We start from the raw sequence: 20,619 nt of genomic DNA, 5'->3' as shown, positions 1-20,619 counted from the left end.
AATCCGTCATTTGCATTCCTGATGCGGTCTTTTCTTCCCGTTTCATTGCTCCGATCAAGGTTTTCCATGATGCAATGGTGAAACATCACTCATGCGTTCCAGCTTGTTCCACGACAGGTTGAGCTGCGAACTCCACTTCGCTCAGGATTGCCGCCAGAACATCCGCCCATTTGCGCTGACCGGCTTGATCGGAAATCTCATCGTTGCGGATTTCGATCATCGCGCAGGCAAGACCCCGCGCACGGCCATGGCGCTCAAGCGTGAAATACACCTGATCTGCCGGAGAATAAGGTTCGTTGGAGCCGACAACAGCGCCTTCGATACTTTCAAGCCCCTTCAATAAGGGATCAGCGATGCGCCGGTCGTCGTCGTGAATGATCCCGACATGCCACGGACGCGACACACCCATGTAAACCGGCGTAAAGGAGTGGATGGAAACCAGCCGCGTTTCGCGCCCCGCAGCCAAGCGCTCATCGACGACTTGCTCAATCGCAGCGTGAAACGGACGCCACGCAATATCTATGCGAGCCTGCTTTTCCTCTGGAGAAATATTTACATTTCCGGGAATGCTGGTGGTTTCGCTGACCGATGGAATAAGGTTCGAGGCATTGAGCGACCGATTGCAATCAATGATAAGGCGCGAGATGCAGCTTTCAATCAGTGGCGCATCCAGCGCATCCGCCATTAAGCGTGAAACCGGCAGTGCGCCGGGGTCCCAGGCGATATGACGGGATAATTCGCCAGCATCAAGGCCAAGCGTGCCAAATTCGGCCGGCAGGAAGTTCGAGGCGTGGTCACAAACCAGCACATAACGGCTTGCCCCATCAGCATTTGTAACCCTGACGGGATTCGGAGCGCCTACACCGTCAGGCCGTGCCATTTCCATAGCCTTGCCTTTCTCTCCGAAGCTGTACCATATGGTACTCGACGTACAGGAATTTTTATTTCTGGATGATTTCATACATATTGTTCAGCTTTGTCAAACAGGTTTTGACGAAAGCGGCCACGCAGCAGACACAGTGGGGATAACATGGCCACCAACATTGCCGAGCTGATCTCCAAGCGTATCGACGCCATGCCTGCCGGCGAGCGCCGGGCGGCCCAGACATTGATCGCAAACTATCCGCTGATCGGCTTAAAAACGGTCGCCGATTTTTCGCAGCAGGCGGGCGTTTCATCACCAACCATTCTACGTTTCGTCGCGCGTCTCGGGTTTCATAATTACCCGGCATTCCAGGCGGCTTTGCAAGATGAGCTTGCCGAACAGTTGCAATCACCGGCATCGAGAACCCTTTCGCCCGTATCATCGGGTTCACGAACGGTATCGCCAATGCTGGAGGCCACGCTCGACAATCTCCACGAGACGTTCATGCATATATCCGAGCGTCAACTGGCTGAAGTTGCAGCAAAATTGTCTGACCGGCGTGGGCATATGTTTCTCATCGGCGGCCGTTTTTCCGACCCTCTTGCCCGCTATATGGCAGCCCATCTGACCATCATCCGCCGCAACGTTTTCCATCTGTCGGGACAGGAAAGCATATGGCGTGATCGCTTGATCGACATGGGAAAGCACGATGTCCTCCTCATCTTCGATATCAGGCGTTATCAGGACAGCTTGCTGCACCTGGCCGAAAAGGCGCACCAGCGCGGAGTTCAGATCATATTGGTAACGGACCAGTGGCTGTCGCCAATCTCGCGCTTTGCCCGTCACGTCATAGCCGGGCGGACCGCCGTGCCGTCCGCATGGGACTCATCAGCCACACTATTCGTGATCGCTGAGGCGTTGATCGACGCTGTTACCCGTCAGCTTGAACCGGAAAGCGCCCTACGCATCCGCAGTATGGAAGATTTGCGATAGCCAACGTTACGTAGAATTCCAACGTTACGTAGAATTAATGTGCATGAACATGGTAGAATTGCCATAAGAGCAATATGCTGTGCTTGTTTATCCATCACGAGCTGTGCCTCGTCGTGTGATTTGACGAACCGGAATTGCGGAAAACCTAAAAGATACAGCGGGTTCGCCATTCGAAAAGAAGCGAAACCGCTCTAGGCCGGCAAACGCAGGGTCTTGTTGTGAACCGGAGTGCCGATGACCGCCTGGAAGCAGATATTAATTTCATTCGCCATCCTCGTGGCTGCCGCTTTTGCGTGGGTTCGATTTTTCCCCGGCGCACCAGAAATGCTGAACCGCTGGGGTATTGAATGGGCGCAAGCCTCGACACCCAAGGTCGAGACGGGTTCGATCAGTACAGCGAAAACGGCTGGCAAAGACCGTCCAACCGGCCCCAAGCGACGGTCGTTACCGCAAGCGCAACTCTTGCTACGATCAATGATCGCTTGCAGACCATCGGCTCGGGGCGTGCCAATGCCACTGTTGCCGTCACGCCCTATGGCTCCGGTCGGCTTGAAAAGCTTCTGGTTCAATCGGGCGCACATGTCGAAAGTGGCCAAGTCATCGCAAAACTTGATTCCGAAACCGAGACGATTGCGCTGGAACGCGCCAAGGCAGCACGCGATGACAGTGCCGCCAAAGTCAAACGAATACGCTCGCTCAGATCATCGAATGCAGCGACACAGGTTCAATTGACAGATGCCGAGCTTGCTCAACGCAACGACGAACTTTCGGTCCATGATGCGCAAGTCGCATTTGATCGCCGCTCGATAACGTCACCGATTGCCGGCATCGTCGGGATATTGCCGATAGAGGCGGGAAACTATGTGACCAGTCAGTCGACGATTGCAACAGTCGATGATCGCTCAAGCATATTGGTGGATTTCTGGGTACCCGAACGCTTCGTGCCAGCCGTGAAAATCGGCGCAGCCATTGAAGCTACCCCTTTGGCCAACCCGAACACGACATTCAAAGGTGCGGTTTCGGCTATAGACAACCGTATCGATGAGAAAAGCCGCACGCTTTGGGTGCAGGCAACGATTGCCAATCCGGCGGACTCCCTGCGCGCCGGAATGTCGTTTGAAGTCACCATGCAGTTCCCCGGCGACTCTTATCCCGCAGTCAGCCCGCTGGCGATCCAGTGGGGAACTGACGGGGCTTTCATCTGGACTGTCGAGGCTGGAAAAGCCAAACGCGTACCGGTGCGCATCATCCAGCGCAACACGGAAAACGTGCTGGTAGACGCACCGATAAAGCGCAACGCCATCATTGTAACCGAAGGCGTCCAGAATGTCCGCGACGGCGGTGGTGTGGACATAGCGGGTGGCGACGGTGGTCCAGTCGTCGATGCAGGCCCAAACGACTCATGATTGGAAATCGATCATGAGTGAAAATATCAAGGGTGGCGAAAAAAGCCTGACAGCACTTTTCATCCGCCGTCCGGTACTTGCCTTTGTCCTCAATACGCTCATTGCCGTTGCCGGGCTTGCCGCCTTTTATGGCGTCGAAGTGCGCGAATTGCCTGACGTCGACCGCGCCGTAATTTCCGTCAACACGGATTTCACGGGTGCCGCTGGCGAAACCGTGGACCGGGAATTGACCGACGTCATTGAGGGGTCGGTTGCCCGCATATCTGGGGTAAAGTCGATCTCCTCGACGTCATCTTTCGGGCGCAGCCGCGTCACCATCGAATTCAGCGACGGCGTTGACCTCAACGTCGCGGCATCCGATGTGCGCGATGCTGTCGGGCGCGTCGCCAACCAGATGCCCGATGAGGCCGACACCCCACGCATCGTCAAGGCCGACGCCAATTCCTCCCCTGTGATGCGCCTGGCGGTAACATCCGATGCCATGTCCGTTGAAGACATGACCGTGATTGTCGAAGACCGCATCGAAGACACCATCGCCGCAGTCCCCGGCGTTGCCGATGTTCAGGTTTACGGTGATCGTGACAAGATATTCCGCATCGACGTCAATCAGGCAAAACTGTCGAGTTTCGGCTACACGGTCGCAGATTTACGCCGTGCACTTGGTTCGGTTGCCTTCGATACACCCGCCGGTTCGATCACGACCACCGACCAGAACCTTATCGTTCGCACGACCGCCGACGTCTCGACGCCAGCCGAATTCGAACAAATTTTCATCGGTGGCTCCACCCGCATCGGCGATGTTGCAACCGTAACACTTGGACCCGATGTCGGGCAAAGTACGCTGCGCTCCGATGGCAAGAACGGCATCGGCATGGGCATCGTGCGCGCCGCAGAATCAAATACGCTCGAGATTTCAAAGGGCGTCAGAGCCGCGGTCGAAAAGCTTCAGGAAAACCTGCCGCAAGACATGTCGATCAAGGTCACCAGTGACGATGCGGTTTTCGTCAACGGTGCCGTTCATGAAGTCGAGATTGCGCTGGCTCTATCGGTCAGCATTGTGTTGATCGTCATCTACATCTTCCTGCTCGATTGGCGCGCCACGCTCATTCCAGCCCTTTCGATGCCCGTCGCCATGACCGGGACAATTGCGGCGATTTATCTGGCCGGCTTTTCGATCAATATTTTGACCCTGTTGGCGCTTGTGCTCGCCACAGGTCTCGTTGTCGATGATGCTATCGTCGTTCTGGAAAATATCGTGCGCCGACGCAATCAGGGACTTGGACCTCGTGCCGCAGCGGTGCTTGGCGCCAAGGAAGTATTCTTTGCTGTCATGGCCACGACCGCCACGCTCGTTGCTGTTTTCGTGCCGATATCCTTCCTTCCGGGACAGACAGGCGGCCTGTTTCGCGAATTCGGCTTTGTCCTTGCCATGTCGGTGCTTTTGTCGAGCATTGTTGCGCTCACACTTTGCCCGATGCTTGCCTCGCGCCTGTTGAGAAAGGCAGCGCACGCACAAGAACATCATAGCGGCATTGGCGGTCGAATTGGCACCTTCCTGGGCACTCTCTATCGGCGCTGCCTGCACGCTTGCCTCAATGCCCCGCTCATCGTCGTTCTCATCGCGGTCTTGTTCGCAGGTGCAGCCTTTTCCCTTTTCGGCACGATCCGGCAAGAACTTACCCCCACAGAAGACCGGGCTGTCGTTCTGTTGCGCATCAGTGCCCCGCAAGGCGTCAGCCTTGATTACACCGCCCAGCAATTGCGCAAGATCGAGAGCCTTATCGAACCTATGCGCACATCTGGCGAAATCGAAAGAACCTTCGCCTTTGCCGGTAGCGGAGGGGCTTACAATTCAGGATTCATGGTCGCGACCCTGGCCCCCTGGGATCAACGCGTGCGTAGCCAGCAACAAATCGTCGCCGAGATCAGAAACCTGTCGAAACAGGTACCAAGTGTGCGGGTCTTTCCGATTCAGCCCAACAGTCTGGGAATTCGCGGTGCCGGCAATGGTCTGCAATTCGCTTTGGTCGGTAATGATCGCAAATTATTGAGCGAAGCCGCCAGCAAGATCATCGACGAAATGCAAAACGACCCGCGCTTCCAGCAACCGCGATTGTCCGTTGATCCGACACAGCCTCAGCTTTCCGTCGCCATAGACCGGCAGCGCGCATCCGATCTTGGCATCGACATCACCGGATTGGCCAATAGCTTGCAGGCTATGCTCGACGGAAACGACATCGGCGTTGTCTATATCGGCGACCGCAGCTATGGCGTGAAGCTGGTATCGACGACCAATCCGATCAACGATCCGACTGATCTGGAAAATATTTTCCTCAAGACAGGCGATGGACGTTTCGTACCGCTGTCAACGATCGCCACGCTGACCGAAAAGGCCGTACCGCCTTCGCTGACGCGCGAACAGCAGCAGCCATCAGTAGCAATTACCACGAATCTAAGCGGCAATTTTGCGCTTGGCGACGCATTGAACCGTGCCGAACAGATCGCAACGCCTTTGCTGCCTTCCGGCGCACGGCTCCTGCCGCTGGCCGAAGCCGCAACACTTGGCGAAACCAACAGCGGCATGGTGACGATTTTCGGCTTTGCGCTGGTGATCATCCTGTTGGTGCTGGCAGCACAGTTCGAAAGTTTCGTCAGCGCCATCATCATCATGGCGACCGTACCGCTGGGTTTGGCCTGCGCCATCTTCGCGCTGATCCTGACCGGCACCAGCCTCAATGCTTATAGCCAGATAGGACTTGTGCTTCTCGTCGGCGTCATGGCCAAGAATGGCATTCTCATTGTCGAATTCGCCAATCAGTTGCGAGATCGTGGGCTAGGCGTTCGTGAAGCAATTGAGCAGGCGTCCAACATCCGCCTGCGCCCGGTGATGATGACAATGATCTGTACCGTCCTTGGCGGCTTGCCGCTTGTGCTTGCCAGTGGCGCAGGCGCAGAAGCACGTATCGCACTTGGCTGGGTCATGGTTGGCGGCCTGGGTCTGGCAACCGTTTCAACTCTGTTTCTCACACCGGTCGCCTACCTCCTGCTTGGTCGCTTCGTAACGCCAAAGACCCATGAGGAGGCAAGGCTCAATCGCGAACTCGAGGAAGCCGCTTACAACGACATCGAGCCAGCCGAGTAGACCACTGGAGCGATTCCAGACAGAGTGCTCATCGGTTTTTCGCCCTCGATCGCGTAAAACATCCACTTGGAATGATTCAGTGATTCATCAAAAGCTGAACCACTCGCACACGGGAGCGTCAGGATGAGCATAGTTGAAGACCTGTTTTCGGTTGCAGGAAAAACCGCGCTGGTAACAGGTGCGGCAACCGGCATCGGACGCATGACGGCAACCGCCCTGGTCGCAGGCGGCGCTTCGGTGATGATTGCATCGCGCAAAGGCGAGGATTGCGTAAAGGTCGCAGAAGAATTGAACGCACTTGGCGGTAAAGGCCGCGCCGAAGGATTTGCCGCCGACATTTCCAGCGAAGATGGCATTGCCGCATTGGTCAACGAAGTCAAAAGCCGAACCAAGCGCCTTCATATTCTCGTCAACAATGCTGGCATTTCATGGGGCGCGCCGTTGGAAAGCTTTCCCTATCACGCATGGGCCAAGGTGTTCGCCATCAATGTCACGGCTGTCTTTCACCTGACGCGCGAATTATTGCCTCTTCTCGATCTCGCAGCCAGCGATGATGATCCTGCTCGTATCATCAATTTGGGGTCGGTAATGGGCACACAGCCGCTGGCAGACGATGCCTATTCCTACACCGCCTCAAAAGGCGCGGTTCATCACCTCACCCGCACTCTGGCCAATGAATTCGCCAAGCGGCGCATCACGGTCAATGCCTTCGCACCTGGCCCCTTTCAAAGCCGTATGACCGCCTTTGCAACTGATAGCGAAGAAAAGGCAAAGCATGTTGGCAACCATGTTCCGCTTGGCCGCATTGGCAGCCCGGATGACATTGCCGGCGCAACGCTCTATCTGTGCAGCCGGGCAGGTAGCTACATCACCGGTGCGATTCTGCCGCTTGACGGAGGACAATCGGTGCAGCATGGCATGACCTTGTTCAAGGACTAGTGCATGTCGCCCAAAAGTGTACTGCGGTTTTGGGACAACGATATGCACAAAATCAAGGACTTAAAGCGCCCTGCATGAATCCCTTTAATCGCGATACGCTTTAGGCTGTCAGCAACGGCCCCACAGGAGACAGTAAATGGAGCCGATCACTCTCGAAAACCTGCTGGCAAGCGCCGGCAAGGAAGTGGGCGTTTCCCCGTGGCGCATTGTCACGCAGGAGATGATCGACAAGTTTGCCGATGCGACAGATGATCATCAATTCATTCATTGTGATCCCGAGAGGGCAGCGCGTGAAACGCCTTTTGGCGGCACCATCGCGCATGGCTTTCTGCTCCTGTCACTGCTTTCGGCCATGACTTTCGAAACCCTGCCGTCAGTTGAGAAAAGCACGATGGGGGTCAACCACGGCTTCGACCAGATCCGCTTTCTGGCACCGGTCAAAACCGGGTCGCGCATTCGCGCCCGTTTCGTGCTTTCTGATGTGAAAGCGCGCCCCTCTGGCTGGATACAGGCAACACATGACGTAACTGTGGAACTTGAGGGATCGAAGAAACCGGCCCTGACCGCGCGCTGGCTGACGCTGACCTTCGTCGAGCCAGAAAATCAGCCCGCGTAGCAGACAGCTATTTCTTCGGGTTTCGCTCCGGTCGTCCCGTGATCAAGGTCGAAATAACCGAAATCGGATCGCTGGCTGGAAAGGTGCCTTCAAGGCCCGATTCCAGCTCTTCTTCATCGTCAATCGCGTTTTCGTCTTGCTGCTCTATCTCAAGTGAGTGCACAGCCGCAGACTTTTGCGACTTCAGTGGCAAAACGCCTTTTGACGAACCGGCCATTGAAACTCTCCTCGAACCAATGCACACGCGCCGTCAGCAAACGTTAACTTGGCTTAGGCGGTTGCGTCGCGCGCCGCTTCCGACAGGAAAGTAAATACATAATCGCTGAATGAACGCCAGCACTCAACGCGGAAGCTGTCGGTATCTGCACGGTAAAGCAAAATCTCCGATTTTCCCAGTACGGTGCGCGAACAAGCGCCAACGGGAAAGGCCGCAAGTGACAAATCCTGCGGGCAGCCTGCACCGACCGTTACTTCGGCACCGGGGCCAGTGACGGCAATGGCCACGTTGCGGTGCGAAATGCCAACCGCCGAATGCATGGCTTTTGCTTTGCCACAATCGACCAATGGGTCTTTTGCCGCCTCGTCGAAGACAAACCATTCATCCGGCCCAAGCCACAGCGCAGTTCGCCCGCCTTTTGTCGCGGAGGTCTTCGGCTTTTGCGGCAATGTCACCCCAAGCGCGCGCGACACGGAGCCGATCGAAGCTTCCGGTGCTCTTAGAGAAATCCGCTCGGCGGGTGGCAGGAGCGAAACCTTTACACCCGGCGCGGCCACTTCCCGCCCGGCCAGCGCCGGCCGACGCTCAACTGATGCTGCCGCCTTGGAGGGAACGGTCTTTTTTGTCGCAGCTTTAGCCATTGAGATGCTCTCCCTTTGCGTCGAAGAACACCATGCCCGTCACCTCCACCTCGATCGTGCTATCCGGCATCGGCACATAAAGCGTTTCACCCATGCGCTCGCGCCCGCCTTCGACCAGAGCAAGCGCTATCGAATGCCCGCAATTTTCCGACCAATAGCTTGACGAGACATGTCCGATCATCTTCATCGGTATCGCCTGTTTCGGGTCTGCAACAATTTGCGCACCTTCTTCCAGAACGATCTTGGGGTCTTTCGTCTTCAGACCCACCAATTGCTTGCGCCCTGCAGCGACCAGATCGGGACGCTTCATGCCACGAATGCCTACAAAATCGGTCTTTTTCTTGCCTACGGCCCAATTGAGCCCGGCATCATCCGGCGTAATGGTGCCATCAGTATCCTGCCCGACAATGATGTAACCTTTTTCGGCGCGCAGCACATGCATGGTTTCCGTTCCATAGGCACAGGCTCCGTGCTTTTGAGCCTCCCCCCACAACGCTTCCCAGACCGCCTCACCGTAGTCGGCGGGAACATTGACCTCAAAGCCGCGTTCACCCGAAAACGACATACGAAACAGCCGCGTCGGCACCCCGCAAATTTTACCTTCGCGCACCGACATATGCGGAAAGGCTTCATCCGAAATATCGATGTCTTCGACAAATGGCGCGATGATATCGCGTGATCTCGGCCCTTGAACCGCGATGACCGACCATTGTTCCGAAATCGAAGTCAGCCAGACGTTCAGATGCGGAAACTCGGTCTGGAGATAGTCTTCCATATGGTTCATCACGCGCGCCGCACCGCCGGTCGTCGTCGTCACATGAAACCGGTCGGGAGCAAGACGCCCGACAACACCGTCATCATAGATGAAACCGTCTTCACGCAGCATCACGCCGTAGCGGCACCGGCCCGAATCCAGCTTCTGCCACGGGTTTGTATAGAGCAGCTCCATAAACGTCGCGGCATCGGGTCCCACCACTTCGATCTTGCCAAGCGTCGAGGCATCGAACATTCCGGCAGCCTTGCGCACTGTCACGCATTCGCGGTCAACGGCAGCATGCATGTTCTCGCCAGCCTTGGGGAAATACCAGGCGCGCTTCCACTGGCCGACATCTTCAAACACCGCACCTTGGCGTTCTGCCCAGCCATGTGTTGCCGTGCATCGGGTCGGATCGAACAGCTTGCCGCGCGCATGGCCAACGATAGCGCCAAATGTCACCGGCGTATAAGGCGCACGAAATGTCGTCAGCCCGACTTCGGGGATCGCCTTGCCAAGTTCTTCTGCGGCAATTGCCAGACCATGCATATTGGACGTCTTGCCCTGATCGGTCGCCATGCCATTGGTGGTGAAGCGTTTGACATGCTCGATCGAACGCATACCCTCGTGGACGGCTTGGCGGATATCCTTGGCCGTAACGTCATTCTGGAAATCGACAAAGGCCTTGACGGTTGTTCCCGGGCCGGCACCCGGTCCCGAGCCCAGCATACCGCGTGACCAGTTCTCGCTGGCATCAACCTTTGGCTTGGCAGCTTTCACCACCTTGCCGCCAGCTTCTTTTGCCGCTTTTCCACCTGCCGCATAGGCCTCGTCCAGACACTCGCCAAGGCCGTCCGTGCCCTTGCAGGCTCCAACCGACACGCAATCCTGTGCGTAGGTGCCGGGCAGGAAGCGCTTGACCTCATCGTTGAACGCGACTTTGCCGCGCGACTGCGAAAACAGGTGAACCGATGGTGTCCAGCCAGCCGACATCAACAACGCATCGACCTCGAAAGTCCGCTCGCTGCCGCCACTTTTCGGCTGGATCGTCATCGACGAAATGCGCAGCTTGCCACCAACGCGCACGACACCACGACCATCATTGATCTCGATCCCAAGGGATCGTGCTTCGTCAACAACCGCCCCTGCGGGATTCTCCCGCATATCGACAATGGCTGCTATGTTGACGCCAGCTTTTTTCAGATCAATGGCGACGGCATAGGCGCTGTCATTGGCCGTATAGACGCCGACATTTTTGCCGACAGCCACGCCATAATGGTTGAGATAGGCTCGCGCCGCCGAGGCAAGCATGATGCCCGGCCGGTCATTGTCAGCAAAGACCATGTGGCGCTCAATCGAACCGGTAGCCAGCACCACGCGCTTGGCGCGAACTTGCCACAACCGCTCACGTGGCAGATCGGAGCCGGGATTTGGCAGGTGATCGCTGACACGCTCCACCAGTGCGACGAAATTCTGCGCGTAATAACCAAATGCCGTGGTCCGCGCCAGCACCCGCACATTGTCCATTGCCGCCAGTTTCGCGACCGAAGCCTGTGCCCATTCCCAGCCGGATTGTCCGCCTATGGTCGCCCCGCTCTCGAACCGCAGCGACCCGCCAAGCTCAGGCTGTTCATCAACGAGAATGACTCGCACACCAGTTTCGGCAGCAGCCAGTGCCGCCGCAATACCGGAAGCGCCGCCACCCAGCACCAACACCTCGCAATGCGCGTAATGCGCTGCATAGTGATCGGGATCGGGTTGATCAGGCGCAACACCGAGACCGGCCGCTGCCCTGATCTTCGGCTCGTAGAGATTTTTCCACGCCGCTTTCGGCCACATGAATGTCTTGTAGTAGAACCCGGCCGAAAACAACGGCGATGCGATGTCATTTACAGCACCAACGTCAAACGAAAGCGACGGCCAGCGGTTCTGCGACTGGGCAGTGAGCCCGTCGTAAACTTCTTGCACCGTTGCACGGATATTCGGCGTCTTGCGAGCCGCATCGCGCTCGACAGACACCAACGCATTTGGCTCTTCCGCGCCGGCGGATAAAATACCGCGTGGACGGTGATATTTGAACGAGCGTCCGACAAGGTGGACATTGTTGGCAAGCAGGGCGGATGCAAGCGTATCGCCCGCAACGCCCGTATAAGCTTGCCCGTCAAAGGTGAAGCGGGTCGATTTTGCCGACGTCAGCCGACCCTTGCCGGAAATACGCATTGACGCACTCATTTAGCGGCTCCCGGAAGCTTCTTCGGTTTCGGTTCGCCGGCCTTGTAGGTCATGATGAATTTGTCGGTCACGGAATCGCGCACTGCATTGAAGAACCGCGCGCAGCCGTGCAGATGACGCCACCGTTCATAGATGATGCCCTTCGGGTTCGTGCGAATGAAGAAGAATTTTTCGAAGTCGTCATCGCTTTCGCCAGCCATATTGGCAGAGCGCACGACATGCGCCTCACCGGCATTGTGGAATTCGAGTTCCGGGCGCTCTTCTTCGCAATAGGGACAGTGGATCAATAGCATGTGTTCCTCCCTAATGCGCGACGGCTGCGGCAGCAGCCTCGTCGATCAGGCGGCCTGTACGGAAACGTTCCAGCGTAAACGGCGCATTGATCGGGTGCGGTTCGTCGCGGGCAATGGTGTGGGCAAATACATTGCCAGAGCCGGGGGTCGCCTTGAACCCGCCCGTACCCCATCCGCAATTCACATACAGACCCTGTACCGGCGTCTTAGCCAGGATCGGTGACCGATCCGGCGTCACATCGACGATACCGCCCCATGAGCGCAGCATCTTCATGCGCGTAAACATCGGGAACATTTCGCAAATCGCATCGAGCGTGTGCTGGAGAATATGAAGACCACCGGTTTGCGAATAGGAGATGTACTGATCCGTACCGGCACCGATCACGAGTTCACCCTTGTCCGACTGGGAAATATAGGCGTGAACCGTATTCGACATCACCACGCAAGGCACTACCGGCTTGACCGGTTCCGACACAAGTGCCTGAAGCGGATAGCTCTCCAGCGGCATTCTCACATCGGCCATGTTCATGAGGACCGAGGAATGACCGGCAGCGACAACGCCAACCTTCTTCGCGCCGATGAAACCGCGTGAAGTCTCCACGCCGGCAACCGCGCCATTGGCCGCACGCTTGATGCCGGTAACCTCGCAATTCTGGATGATGTGAACGCCGCGCGCCGAAGCCGCCCGCGCATACCCCCAGGCCACAGCATCGTGGCGCGCCGTGCCGCCGCGGCGTTGCAACGCCGCACCCATAACGGGATAGCGCGCATCGCGGGCAATATTGAGCGGTGGACAGAATTCCTTGGCTTGCTCAGGCGTCAACCACTCATTATCGACGCCATTTAACCGGTTAGCATGGATATGGCGCTTGAACACTTGAACGTCGTGCACATTGTGCGCAAGCATCATGACGCCGCGCGCTGAGTACATGACATTGTAGTTGAGGTCCTGCGACAGACCATCCCACAAATTCAGCGCATGATTATAAATGCCCGCTGATTCATCATAAAGATAGTTGGAACGGATGATGGTGGTGTTGCGCCCCGTATTGCCGCCACCAAGCCAGCCCTTTTCCAGAACTGCCACATTGGTGATGCCGTGTTCCTTGGCAAGATAATAGGCTGTTGCCAGACCATGACCGCCAGCGCCAATGATGATGACATCGTATTCGTTACGTGGCTCGGGCGACGGCCATTGTTCTTCCCACCCCTTGTGGCCACGCATGGCTTCGCGGGCGATGGCAAATACAGAATATTTTTTCAACGTTCAAAGCCTCGCGGAATAACGGCATCGCACCAATCTGCCTGAAGCGCAGGGTCTACCACTAGCGAAACTGTCAGGCCAGTCTTGCACTGTTTGCGACGACTATTGCCGCTTTGCGTCAGACACAAGGGGTGTGACCAAAGCGCCTGTGGGAATCACACGCCAATGGTTCGCATCCGGTAGGCAGGGTGTTAGGAGGTTAGCTCCGCAAAGGAGGCGCGATGAAGGTCGACATTGACATGGGAATGGCTTCCCAGATGAAGCCTGCCCTTCTGGATCTGGAAGAACTTTTGGCAACCCGATTGCTCGTTCAAGGCAATTCGGGATCGGGAAAGTCGCATCTACTTCGCCGCCTGCTCGAACAAAGTGCCCAATGGGTCCAGCAATGCATAATCGACCCCGAAGGCGATTTCGTCACGCTTTCGGACCGGTTCGGCCATGTCGTTGTCGATGCCCAGCGCACCGAAGCCGAGTTGACCCGAATTGCCGGACGCATTCGCCAACATCGCGTTTCGGTGGTTCTCAACCTTGAAGGATTGGACGTCGAGCAGCAAATGCGGGCAGCAGCCGCTTTTCTCGGCGGCATGTTCGATGCCGAGCGCGAATATTGGTATCCAGTTCTGGTTGTCGTTGACGAGGCACAACTCTTTGCGCCCGCCGTTGGCGGCGAAGTCTCCGACGACGCGCGCAAAGTTTCACTTGGCGCGATGACCAACCTGATGTGCCGGGGGCGAAAGCGCGGGCTTGCCGGTGTCATTGCCACGCAGCGATTGGCAAAACTTGCCAAGAACGTCGCAGCCGAGGCCTCCAATTTCCTGATGGGCCGCACCTTTCTGGATATCGACATGGCGCGCGCCGCCGATCTGCTTGGCATGGATCGCAGGCAGGCGGAAATGTTTCGCGATCTTGCCCGCGGCCATTTCGTGGCACTGGGCCCCGCCATCTCGCGCAGGCCGTTGCCTGTTACCATCGGCAGCGTAGAAACCTCGGCCCGCTCGGTCAGCCCGAAGCTGATGCCCTTGCCCGAAACCACGGAAGATACACGCGACCTGATTTTTACTCCCGGACCTGAGGAAAATCGCCTTCCCGTGCGCCGTACGCCTCCACAACCCATGCCCGCCGCAGAACTGATCGCCCAGCTTTCGCGCCCGCAACCGGCACCGGAACTCACTGAGGAGCCAGTCTTTGCCATCATTGATGAGGCAGAGCGCAACACCGGCATCAGTTCCGTGATGCGCGAAATTCTTGAAGACCCCGACGCGGCCTTTCGCACCGATGCCGTTCTCTATCAGGACTTTCTTGTTCGCTGCCGTATCCGGCGCGTCCCCGGCGAGGCACTGAACCTGACGGCTTTTCGCCGGAAACTTGCCGTAGCGCGCGCCGGTGCAGATCAAACAACTGCAAATGATGAAGCTTGGCCCATCGCGCTCAATTTGTCGGAGAGTTTGCCGCAGGATTTGCAAGGTGTCTTCCTCGTGGTCGCGCGCGCGGCAATTGCCGGCGCGCCCTGTCCCTCCGATGCAGCACTTGCCAGAACATATGGGAGTCATTCGCCCCGGCGCGCACGCCGCCTGCTAACCTATTTCGAAGAGCGCGACCTGCTGGTTTTGCGAACCGATTTCCACGGCATGCGTGTTATCGCATTTCCAGACCTCAATTGTGAAACGGCTCCAGGCGACCCCAACGCTGTCGATGAGACGGAAAGTTCCTGCGACGCCGCCGAATAAGCTATCTGGCAGCGACCAGCGGATCGAGCGGGGCAGCCTTCGGGAACAGATGCAACAAGCCAGAATCAATACGCCGTCTCAGATGGATATCCACCGCTTCCCGATCCGGGCAGCCGTGAAAAACACCGCCACACAGGTCACGCAGGCGAACGAGATCGCGCATCATCGGCGACATCGGCAGACCAACGGCGTCGAACAGACTTGCGCCGACAAAGCCGATATCGAGTGATGGGGTGTCCGGCATCGGATGCCTGAGCGGGTGATTGAAGGTGGTGAGTGTGTAGAAGGTGCGATACGCAAGCGAATCAGGTCGGCTCAAAGCATCCTTGCCGGCAAGTTCAGCAACCAGAGGCTTTGTCACGAAGGACTGGTGGTCGCCGAATTCAAACACGACAGAACCCCTCTCGGTCGGCTTGGCCGCACGTTTATCGAGGAATACCTCGAAATCACCGCGCGCAATCGCCATGCGGCGAAGATACTCGTCTATACCGAAATCAGGCGAGAACGGCTCGCCGCTTACCTTCACCTCCGGTTTCATGTGTTCTTCATAGGGCGAATGCGGAAACATCGTCTGTATCTCAAAGAACAATGGCCGCCCGTCTTCCTTGCGATGTTGGGCGATGAAGGCTTCTGCCGCGCGATAATAGAAGTCGTCGCGCATATGATAGGAGGGTGCGGCAATGGCGTCGATGTCCAGAATTGTCTCGAAGCCGATTGATTTCAGGAACGGCCCTTCATTGACGAAATTGTAGCCCATGGGCATCAGCACAGCGGTGCGATAGCCGCAGCGCGCCATGATCTGTGGCAGCGCGCCCTGCAACCGGTCCTGGAGCGTGATGGTGAGATAGGGGCTGCGCCAGCCGAAATCGGTAGCTGAAAGACCGCTCATCAGCGACAGATTGGTAATCCACGTGCCACCACCGAAGGTTTCCACCGACATGGGATGGGGTTTGCCGGTTCCCGGCGCAAATCGCTTCAAAAAGCCCGCACCATTGGCGATCTGCGGAAAATCGGCCGGATTGGATTGGGTTTCCTGCAATACGAAAAAGACATCGGGAAGCTTCTTGAGATCGCCGCACTCGACCGTATCCGGGAACGGTGCCTGAGGCGCCATGGCTTCGAGCCGTGTCTCGAATTTGGGCTGCACGATCAAGTTGCGCAGGTCTAGCAGCGACACGAAAAACGCCGACGCATGGCGGCCTTGCATATAGTAAGAGAAGCGCCCTTCAGACGCCTCACTGGGAAATGTCAGCGGCAGGGCAACGGCCAGCCCAGCAAGAACCAGCGTTCGCACACGTACTGGCCAGGCTATCGGGCGATCAACCTTGAACAGCAGCACTGACATCGCCACGACCAGCGCCAGCGCGATCAACACCGGGATGATGAGATAGAGATAGGAACTTAAGAGGAACCGATAGACTTCCGGGTCCTTGGCAACGAAGACCGCATCATAGAAGTGCAGCGAAAAACCCTTCATCTTGTATTTGATTGCGGAAACGACCGTGAACAGACCGATGATCATCCAGCCCAGATAGATGGAAAAGACCGGGCGGCGCGACACGGCAAATATGAACCCGGCAATAACACCGACCACGGCTATAGAAAAAGGAACCGATAGCCATTCATTTTCTGCATTCCACGTCGCCAGGATACCGGCAACACTGATAAGGATGATTGCAGCCGGGTGGCAAAGTAGCCGCGCCAGAAATATTGCAGTCTTTCGCACAAAACAGATCTCGCATTTTCAAACCTGTTTTCAATTATCCCTCCAGGCAATACAAACCAATACTGGGCTTAACCTTAATCCGTCACCTTGATGTTGTGACACCAGCGCCAAACCCTCGAAACTGTTCGAATGTCGAAACGTGTATGCGTCATGAAATTTTCCACCTATGGCGGGTTGTGGAATCGGCGTTTAGAGTTATTCTTTTTGTGGACACGGCATGCTCTTTCTGGTATCAGCCGCCGAAATTCGCGGTGGACTCTGCCGCGGAGGCTTGTAGCTGTGGCTGCATGTCGTTGATTTTAGTTGGCAGTTGACCCAAACACGAAAGACAGGATTGCCCGTGCAGGTACTCGTCCGCGACAACAATGTTGATCAGGCACTTCGCGCACTCAAGAAGAAGATGCAGCGCGAAGGTATTTTCCGCGAAATGAAAATGCGCGGACATTATGAAAAGCCGTCGGAAAAGCGCGCGCGCGAAAAGGCCGAAGCCGTTCGCCGGGCTCGCAAGCTGGCACGCAAGCGCGCCCAGCGTGAAGGTCTGCTTCCCTCGACGCCACGCCCGGCCATTGCTGCGGCCGGTGCAGCACGCGCGTCGCGCTGAGCACGTCCGTTTTTCGCCCTTTTCAAGGGATACCAAAGTGGCGCGATGCGGAATCGCCGCCACTTTTTTTGTTTTTATCAAGCAATGTTGATATGTGCCGGTGCGGGGGACCGAGCGGTGTGGAGCAAGTGAGGACGCAATTGTGATGAATGTTTTGACTGGGAAACGAAGAACTGCACTGAACGGCTTTGCGCTGGCAGCAGTTCTCCTTTCAGGCATGGCCCTCGCCGGGTGCCAGACCGGACCAGCCGGGGAACTGACAAGCATCGACACCGCGCAAGGATCGAGCGAAAACATTTCGTCTCTCTCAGCAGTCATTGACCGCAATCCACGCGACCCCGAATCTTACAATGTGCGTGGATCGGCCTATGGGCGTGGCGGCAAATATCAGGCAGCACTGAAAGACTTCAACAAAGCCCTTCAACTCAATCCCAATTTCTATCAGGCCTATTCGAACCGTGCGCTCATCTACCGCTTCATGGGCGACCAGACCCGCGCACTTGCCGACTACAACCGGGCCATCCAGATCAATGCGCGTTATGACGCGGCCTATATCGGCCGCGGCAATCTTTACCGCAAGGCTGGCCGCACCAACGAGGCATTCAACGATTTCCAAAAGGCGATCGAACTCGATACGACCGATGCGCGCGCCTACCATAATCGTGGGCTGATCTATCAGCGCCAGGGTCAGCACAAATTCGCTATCGAGGATTTCTCGACAGCCATTTCATTGGCACCTGATGCCGCAGAACCTTACAATGGACGAGGTCTTTCCTATCTGGCGTTGAATCAGGAAGACAACGCATTTGCCGATTTCAACACAGCGATCAAACTTGACGGAAAGAACGCCGAATCCTGGGCAAATCAGGCGCTGGTCTATGAACGGCGCGGCGAAAAGGCGCGAGCAGCCAAGTCTTATCGCGAAGCCGTTCACCTCGATCCAAATTACCAACCGGCCAAGGACGGACTGGATCGAACCCGCGCCGGATAAGACCATTCCCGGAAAATCGTGTGCAGTCTTCCAGATGGAACTGCGCAGTGAAGAAATGGATTGAAGCGGTTCGCCGCTTCGATCTTTGCTGGTTATGCTTGCAAAACGCCGCTCCACCAGCCCGCTTTACTTATTTTCGGCTGCTGACAAACGCCACGCGCAGATTGCCTTGATCGCGCCAAGGTTTTGGCGGAACGCTCTTCCGCTTCATCCGTTACCGTGGATGAATATATGGAAGGATTATCCCATGCTGAAACCGCTAGTCGCTACCCTCGCCTTGTTGTCCATTGCTGCACCTGCACAAGCCAGCCGGTTGGAACTGGGTGTTCTAGATTGCGCCATTGATGGCGGTGCATCTTATGTTGTCGCTTCGAACAAGGGCGTCACCTGCACGTTCAATCCGTCGGATGGCTCAAGCCCCGAAAGATATTCGGGCATCATCTCGAAGCTGGGCGTAGACCTTGGATCGACCCATCAGGGAGAATTGATCTGGTCGGTTTTGTCGGCAACGCGCGACTATGACAGCGGCAGCCTTGCTGGCAAATATTACGGCGTCAACGCCGAAGCCAGCATCGTGACGGGTGGCGGTGCCAATCTGCTTGTCGGCGGCTTCCAGAAATCCTACAGCTTGCAGCCATTGAGCGTGCAGGCGCAAACCGGCCTGAACGTCGCAGTAGCGGTAACGTCGCTGGAACTGACACACTCGCTGAAATAACGCGCAATACCCGATACCATCGGGGCAGGCTCGCGAAAACCGGGCCTGCCCTGTTACGTCACAACCGTCTTCAGCCGCTTGGCAATAAGAGTAGCCAGTCGTTCGGCCACCTGATCCTTCGTCATCTCCGGCCATTGTTCGACGCCGGACCTGGAGACGATGCGCACCCTGTTTCGCTCACCCCCATGACGCCGGACGGCCCGACACCGCTGTCGTGCGAAACATCGTTTGCAACGATGAAGTCGGCGCCCTTCTTGTTGAGCTTGGCTTCGGCATTCCTGACGATGTCTTGTGTTTCGGCAGCAAATCCGACAACGAGCAACGGGCGGTTTTGGTGATGGCCGACACCGGCAAGGATATCCGGATTTTCGACCATCTGGAGCGAGGGTGCTCCCTCGCCTGCCACCTTTTTATCTTTTCGCCCACTGACAGAGCGGAGCGCCAATCGGCAACTGCCGCCACGAACACGGCTGCATCCGCAGGCAGTAATTTCTCGACCGTATCGCGCATTTCCTCTGCGCGCTCAATATGGATGGTTGTCACGCCAGCTGGATCGGCAATCGTTACAGGCCCTGATACCAGCCGAACATCGGCCCCCAACTTGGCCAATGCCGCAGCGATGGCGTGCCCCTGCTTGCCAGACGAACGATTGGCGATGTAGCGAACCGGATCGATCGGTTCATGCGTCGGTCCCGACGTGACAATGATCTTTCGACCCGCAAGCGGCTTGTGGCTTGGTTCCAAAAGCCTCTCGATAGTTGCAACGATTTCCAGCGGTTCTGCCATTCGCCCCTCGCCTGCTTCGCCGCTCTCAGCCATTTCTCCGCGTCCCGGCCCAACAAAGTGGACCCCATCCTTTTCCAGCATCGAGCGATTGCGCCGGGTTGCCGGATGCCCCCACATTCTCGGGTTCATGGCAGGTGCCATCAACACAGCCTTATTGGTCGCCAGAAGTACAGCCGATGCCAAATCATTGGCGTGTCCACCGGCAAGCTTGGCCATCAGGTCTGCGGTCGCCGGCGCTATGACAATCAGGTCGGCCTCGCGCGACAGACGAATATGGCCAATATCCTGCTCATCCTGACGGTCGAACAGATCGGTGAAGACCTGATCGGCGGCCAATGCCCCAACTGACAATGGAGTAACGAACTGCTGTGCCGCCATCGTCATGATCGGGCGAACGCGTGCACCACGTTCGCGCAACCGGCGAATAAGGTCGAGGCTTTTGTAAGCCGCAATACCGCCGCCGATAATGAGCAAAATGCGCTTGCCGGAAAGACCACCCTGCGCAAGCGGACCGGTATTTACAGCCTCAGCACCGGCTTGATCCACGGGTGCGACAAGATCGCGAAACGCCTGTTCGATCCGTTCCATGCGTTCGCCGGAGCCCATCTGGCCTTCCACCATGTCACGGATCATGATGCGGACCTGCTCCTCCATAGAGCGGTCATTCTCAGCGGCAAGCATGCGAAGCGATTCTTTCACCTCGTCGCCCAG

16 protein-coding genes and 1 pseudogene are annotated in these 20,619 nt (G+C 56.8%); 9 read left to right on the top strand and 8 right to left on the bottom strand.

Annotation, left to right across the window (positions count from 1 at the left end; genetic code table 11):
- Positions 1-85: 85 nt before the first annotated feature.
- The gene (locus AC0L7S_RS11605; protein WP_473471054.1) at positions 86-886 is read right to left on the bottom strand and encodes an N-formylglutamate amidohydrolase; all 801 of its coding nucleotides are present in this window, start codon (positions 884-886) and stop codon (positions 86-88) included.
- A 144-nt stretch (positions 887-1,030) separates the two neighbouring features.
- On the opposite strand from AC0L7S_RS11605, the gene AC0L7S_RS11600 reads away from it, so the two are divergent.
- The 5 genes from AC0L7S_RS11600 (at position 1,031) to AC0L7S_RS11580 (ending at position 7,961) form a co-directional block, all read left to right on the top strand.
- Positions 1,031-1,858 (top strand): MurR/RpiR family transcriptional regulator, encoded by an 828-nt coding sequence (locus AC0L7S_RS11600; protein ID WP_473471052.1) that lies wholly within the window; start codon positions 1,031-1,033, stop codon positions 1,856-1,858.
- Positions 1,859-2,205: 347 nt separating this feature from the next.
- A complete protein-coding gene (locus tag AC0L7S_RS11595; protein ID WP_473471050.1) occupies positions 2,206-3,264 on the top strand; it encodes an efflux RND transporter periplasmic adaptor subunit in 1,059 nt (352 codons plus the stop codon).
- A 13-nt stretch (positions 3,265-3,277) separates the two neighbouring features.
- Positions 3,278-6,406, top strand: a complete 3,129-nt coding sequence (locus AC0L7S_RS11590) for an efflux RND transporter permease subunit (RefSeq protein WP_473471049.1) — start codon at positions 3,278-3,280, stop codon at positions 6,404-6,406.
- A 123-nt stretch (positions 6,407-6,529) separates the two neighbouring features.
- A complete protein-coding gene (locus AC0L7S_RS11585) occupies positions 6,530-7,345 on the top strand; it encodes an SDR family oxidoreductase (RefSeq protein WP_473471047.1) in 816 nt (271 codons plus the stop codon).
- A gap of 136 nt (positions 7,346-7,481) precedes the next feature.
- Positions 7,482-7,961, top strand: a complete 480-nt coding sequence (locus AC0L7S_RS11580; RefSeq protein ID WP_473471045.1) for a MaoC family dehydratase — start codon at positions 7,482-7,484, stop codon at positions 7,959-7,961.
- Between the two features lie 7 nt (positions 7,962-7,968).
- Here the strand turns inward: AC0L7S_RS11580 and AC0L7S_RS11575 are convergent, their stop codons facing one another.
- Genes AC0L7S_RS11575 through AC0L7S_RS11555 form a run of 5 tightly spaced genes read right to left on the bottom strand, consistent with a single transcriptional unit; the run spans position 7,969 to position 13,362 of the window.
- The gene (locus AC0L7S_RS11575; RefSeq protein ID WP_473471043.1) at positions 7,969-8,178 is read right to left on the bottom strand and encodes a hypothetical protein; all 210 of its coding nucleotides are present in this window, start codon (positions 8,176-8,178) and stop codon (positions 7,969-7,971) included.
- A 53-nt stretch (positions 8,179-8,231) separates the two neighbouring features.
- Positions 8,232-8,819, bottom strand: coding sequence for a sarcosine oxidase subunit gamma (locus AC0L7S_RS11570; RefSeq protein WP_473471041.1), 588 nt, complete (start codon positions 8,817-8,819; stop codon positions 8,232-8,234).
- A complete protein-coding gene (locus AC0L7S_RS11565; RefSeq protein WP_473471040.1) occupies positions 8,812-11,805 on the bottom strand; it encodes a sarcosine oxidase subunit alpha in 2,994 nt (997 codons plus the stop codon). Before AC0L7S_RS11565 ends, AC0L7S_RS11570 begins: the two co-directional genes overlap by 8 nt.
- Positions 11,802-12,098 (bottom strand): sarcosine oxidase subunit delta, encoded by a 297-nt coding sequence (locus AC0L7S_RS11560; RefSeq protein ID WP_473471038.1) that lies wholly within the window; start codon positions 12,096-12,098, stop codon positions 11,802-11,804. The genes AC0L7S_RS11565 and AC0L7S_RS11560 overlap by 4 nt, the downstream gene beginning before the upstream one ends.
- A gap of 10 nt (positions 12,099-12,108) precedes the next feature.
- Positions 12,109-13,362 carry a sarcosine oxidase subunit beta gene (locus tag AC0L7S_RS11555; protein WP_473471037.1) on the bottom strand — a complete coding sequence of 418 codons (1,254 nt, stop codon included), beginning with the start codon at positions 13,360-13,362 and terminating at the stop codon, positions 12,109-12,111.
- Positions 13,363-13,583: 221 nt separating this feature from the next.
- On the opposite strand from AC0L7S_RS11555, the gene AC0L7S_RS11550 reads away from it, so the two are divergent.
- Positions 13,584-15,089 (top strand): helicase HerA domain-containing protein, encoded by a 1,506-nt coding sequence (locus AC0L7S_RS11550; RefSeq protein WP_473471036.1) that lies wholly within the window; start codon positions 13,584-13,586, stop codon positions 15,087-15,089.
- 1 nt (position 15,090) lies between these two features.
- Here AC0L7S_RS11550 and AC0L7S_RS11545 read toward each other — a convergent pair whose 3' ends face one another.
- Positions 15,091-16,815, bottom strand: coding sequence for a sulfatase-like hydrolase/transferase (locus AC0L7S_RS11545; protein WP_473471034.1), 1,725 nt, complete (start codon positions 16,813-16,815; stop codon positions 15,091-15,093).
- A 340-nt stretch (positions 16,816-17,155) separates the two neighbouring features.
- Here AC0L7S_RS11545 and rpsU point away from each other — a divergent pair, with 340 nt between their 5' ends.
- The 3 genes from rpsU to AC0L7S_RS11530 all read left to right on the top strand — a co-directional run bounded on the left by rpsU (position 17,156) and on the right by AC0L7S_RS11530 (position 19,122).
- Positions 17,156-17,416 (top strand): 30S ribosomal protein S21, encoded by a 261-nt coding sequence (rpsU, locus tag AC0L7S_RS11540; protein WP_473471033.1) that lies wholly within the window; start codon positions 17,156-17,158, stop codon positions 17,414-17,416.
- Positions 17,417-17,561: 145 nt separating this feature from the next.
- Positions 17,562-18,407, top strand: a complete 846-nt coding sequence (locus AC0L7S_RS11535) for a tetratricopeptide repeat protein (RefSeq protein ID WP_473471031.1) — start codon at positions 17,562-17,564, stop codon at positions 18,405-18,407.
- A 247-nt stretch (positions 18,408-18,654) separates the two neighbouring features.
- A complete protein-coding gene (locus AC0L7S_RS11530; protein WP_473471030.1) occupies positions 18,655-19,122 on the top strand; it encodes a DUF992 domain-containing protein in 468 nt (155 codons plus the stop codon).
- A gap of 121 nt (positions 19,123-19,243) precedes the next feature.
- Here the strand turns inward: AC0L7S_RS11530 and coaBC are convergent.
- Positions 19,244-20,589: pseudogene (coaBC, locus tag AC0L7S_RS11525) on the bottom strand (bifunctional phosphopantothenoylcysteine decarboxylase/phosphopantothenate--cysteine ligase CoaBC).
- Positions 20,590-20,619: the final 30 nt, after the last annotated feature.

The sequence above is a fragment of the Mesorhizobium sp. G2-6-1 genome, from assembly GCF_055809095.1.
The sequence above is the reverse complement of the archived record's forward strand: the minus strand, read 5'-3'. Positions and strand labels throughout refer to the sequence as shown.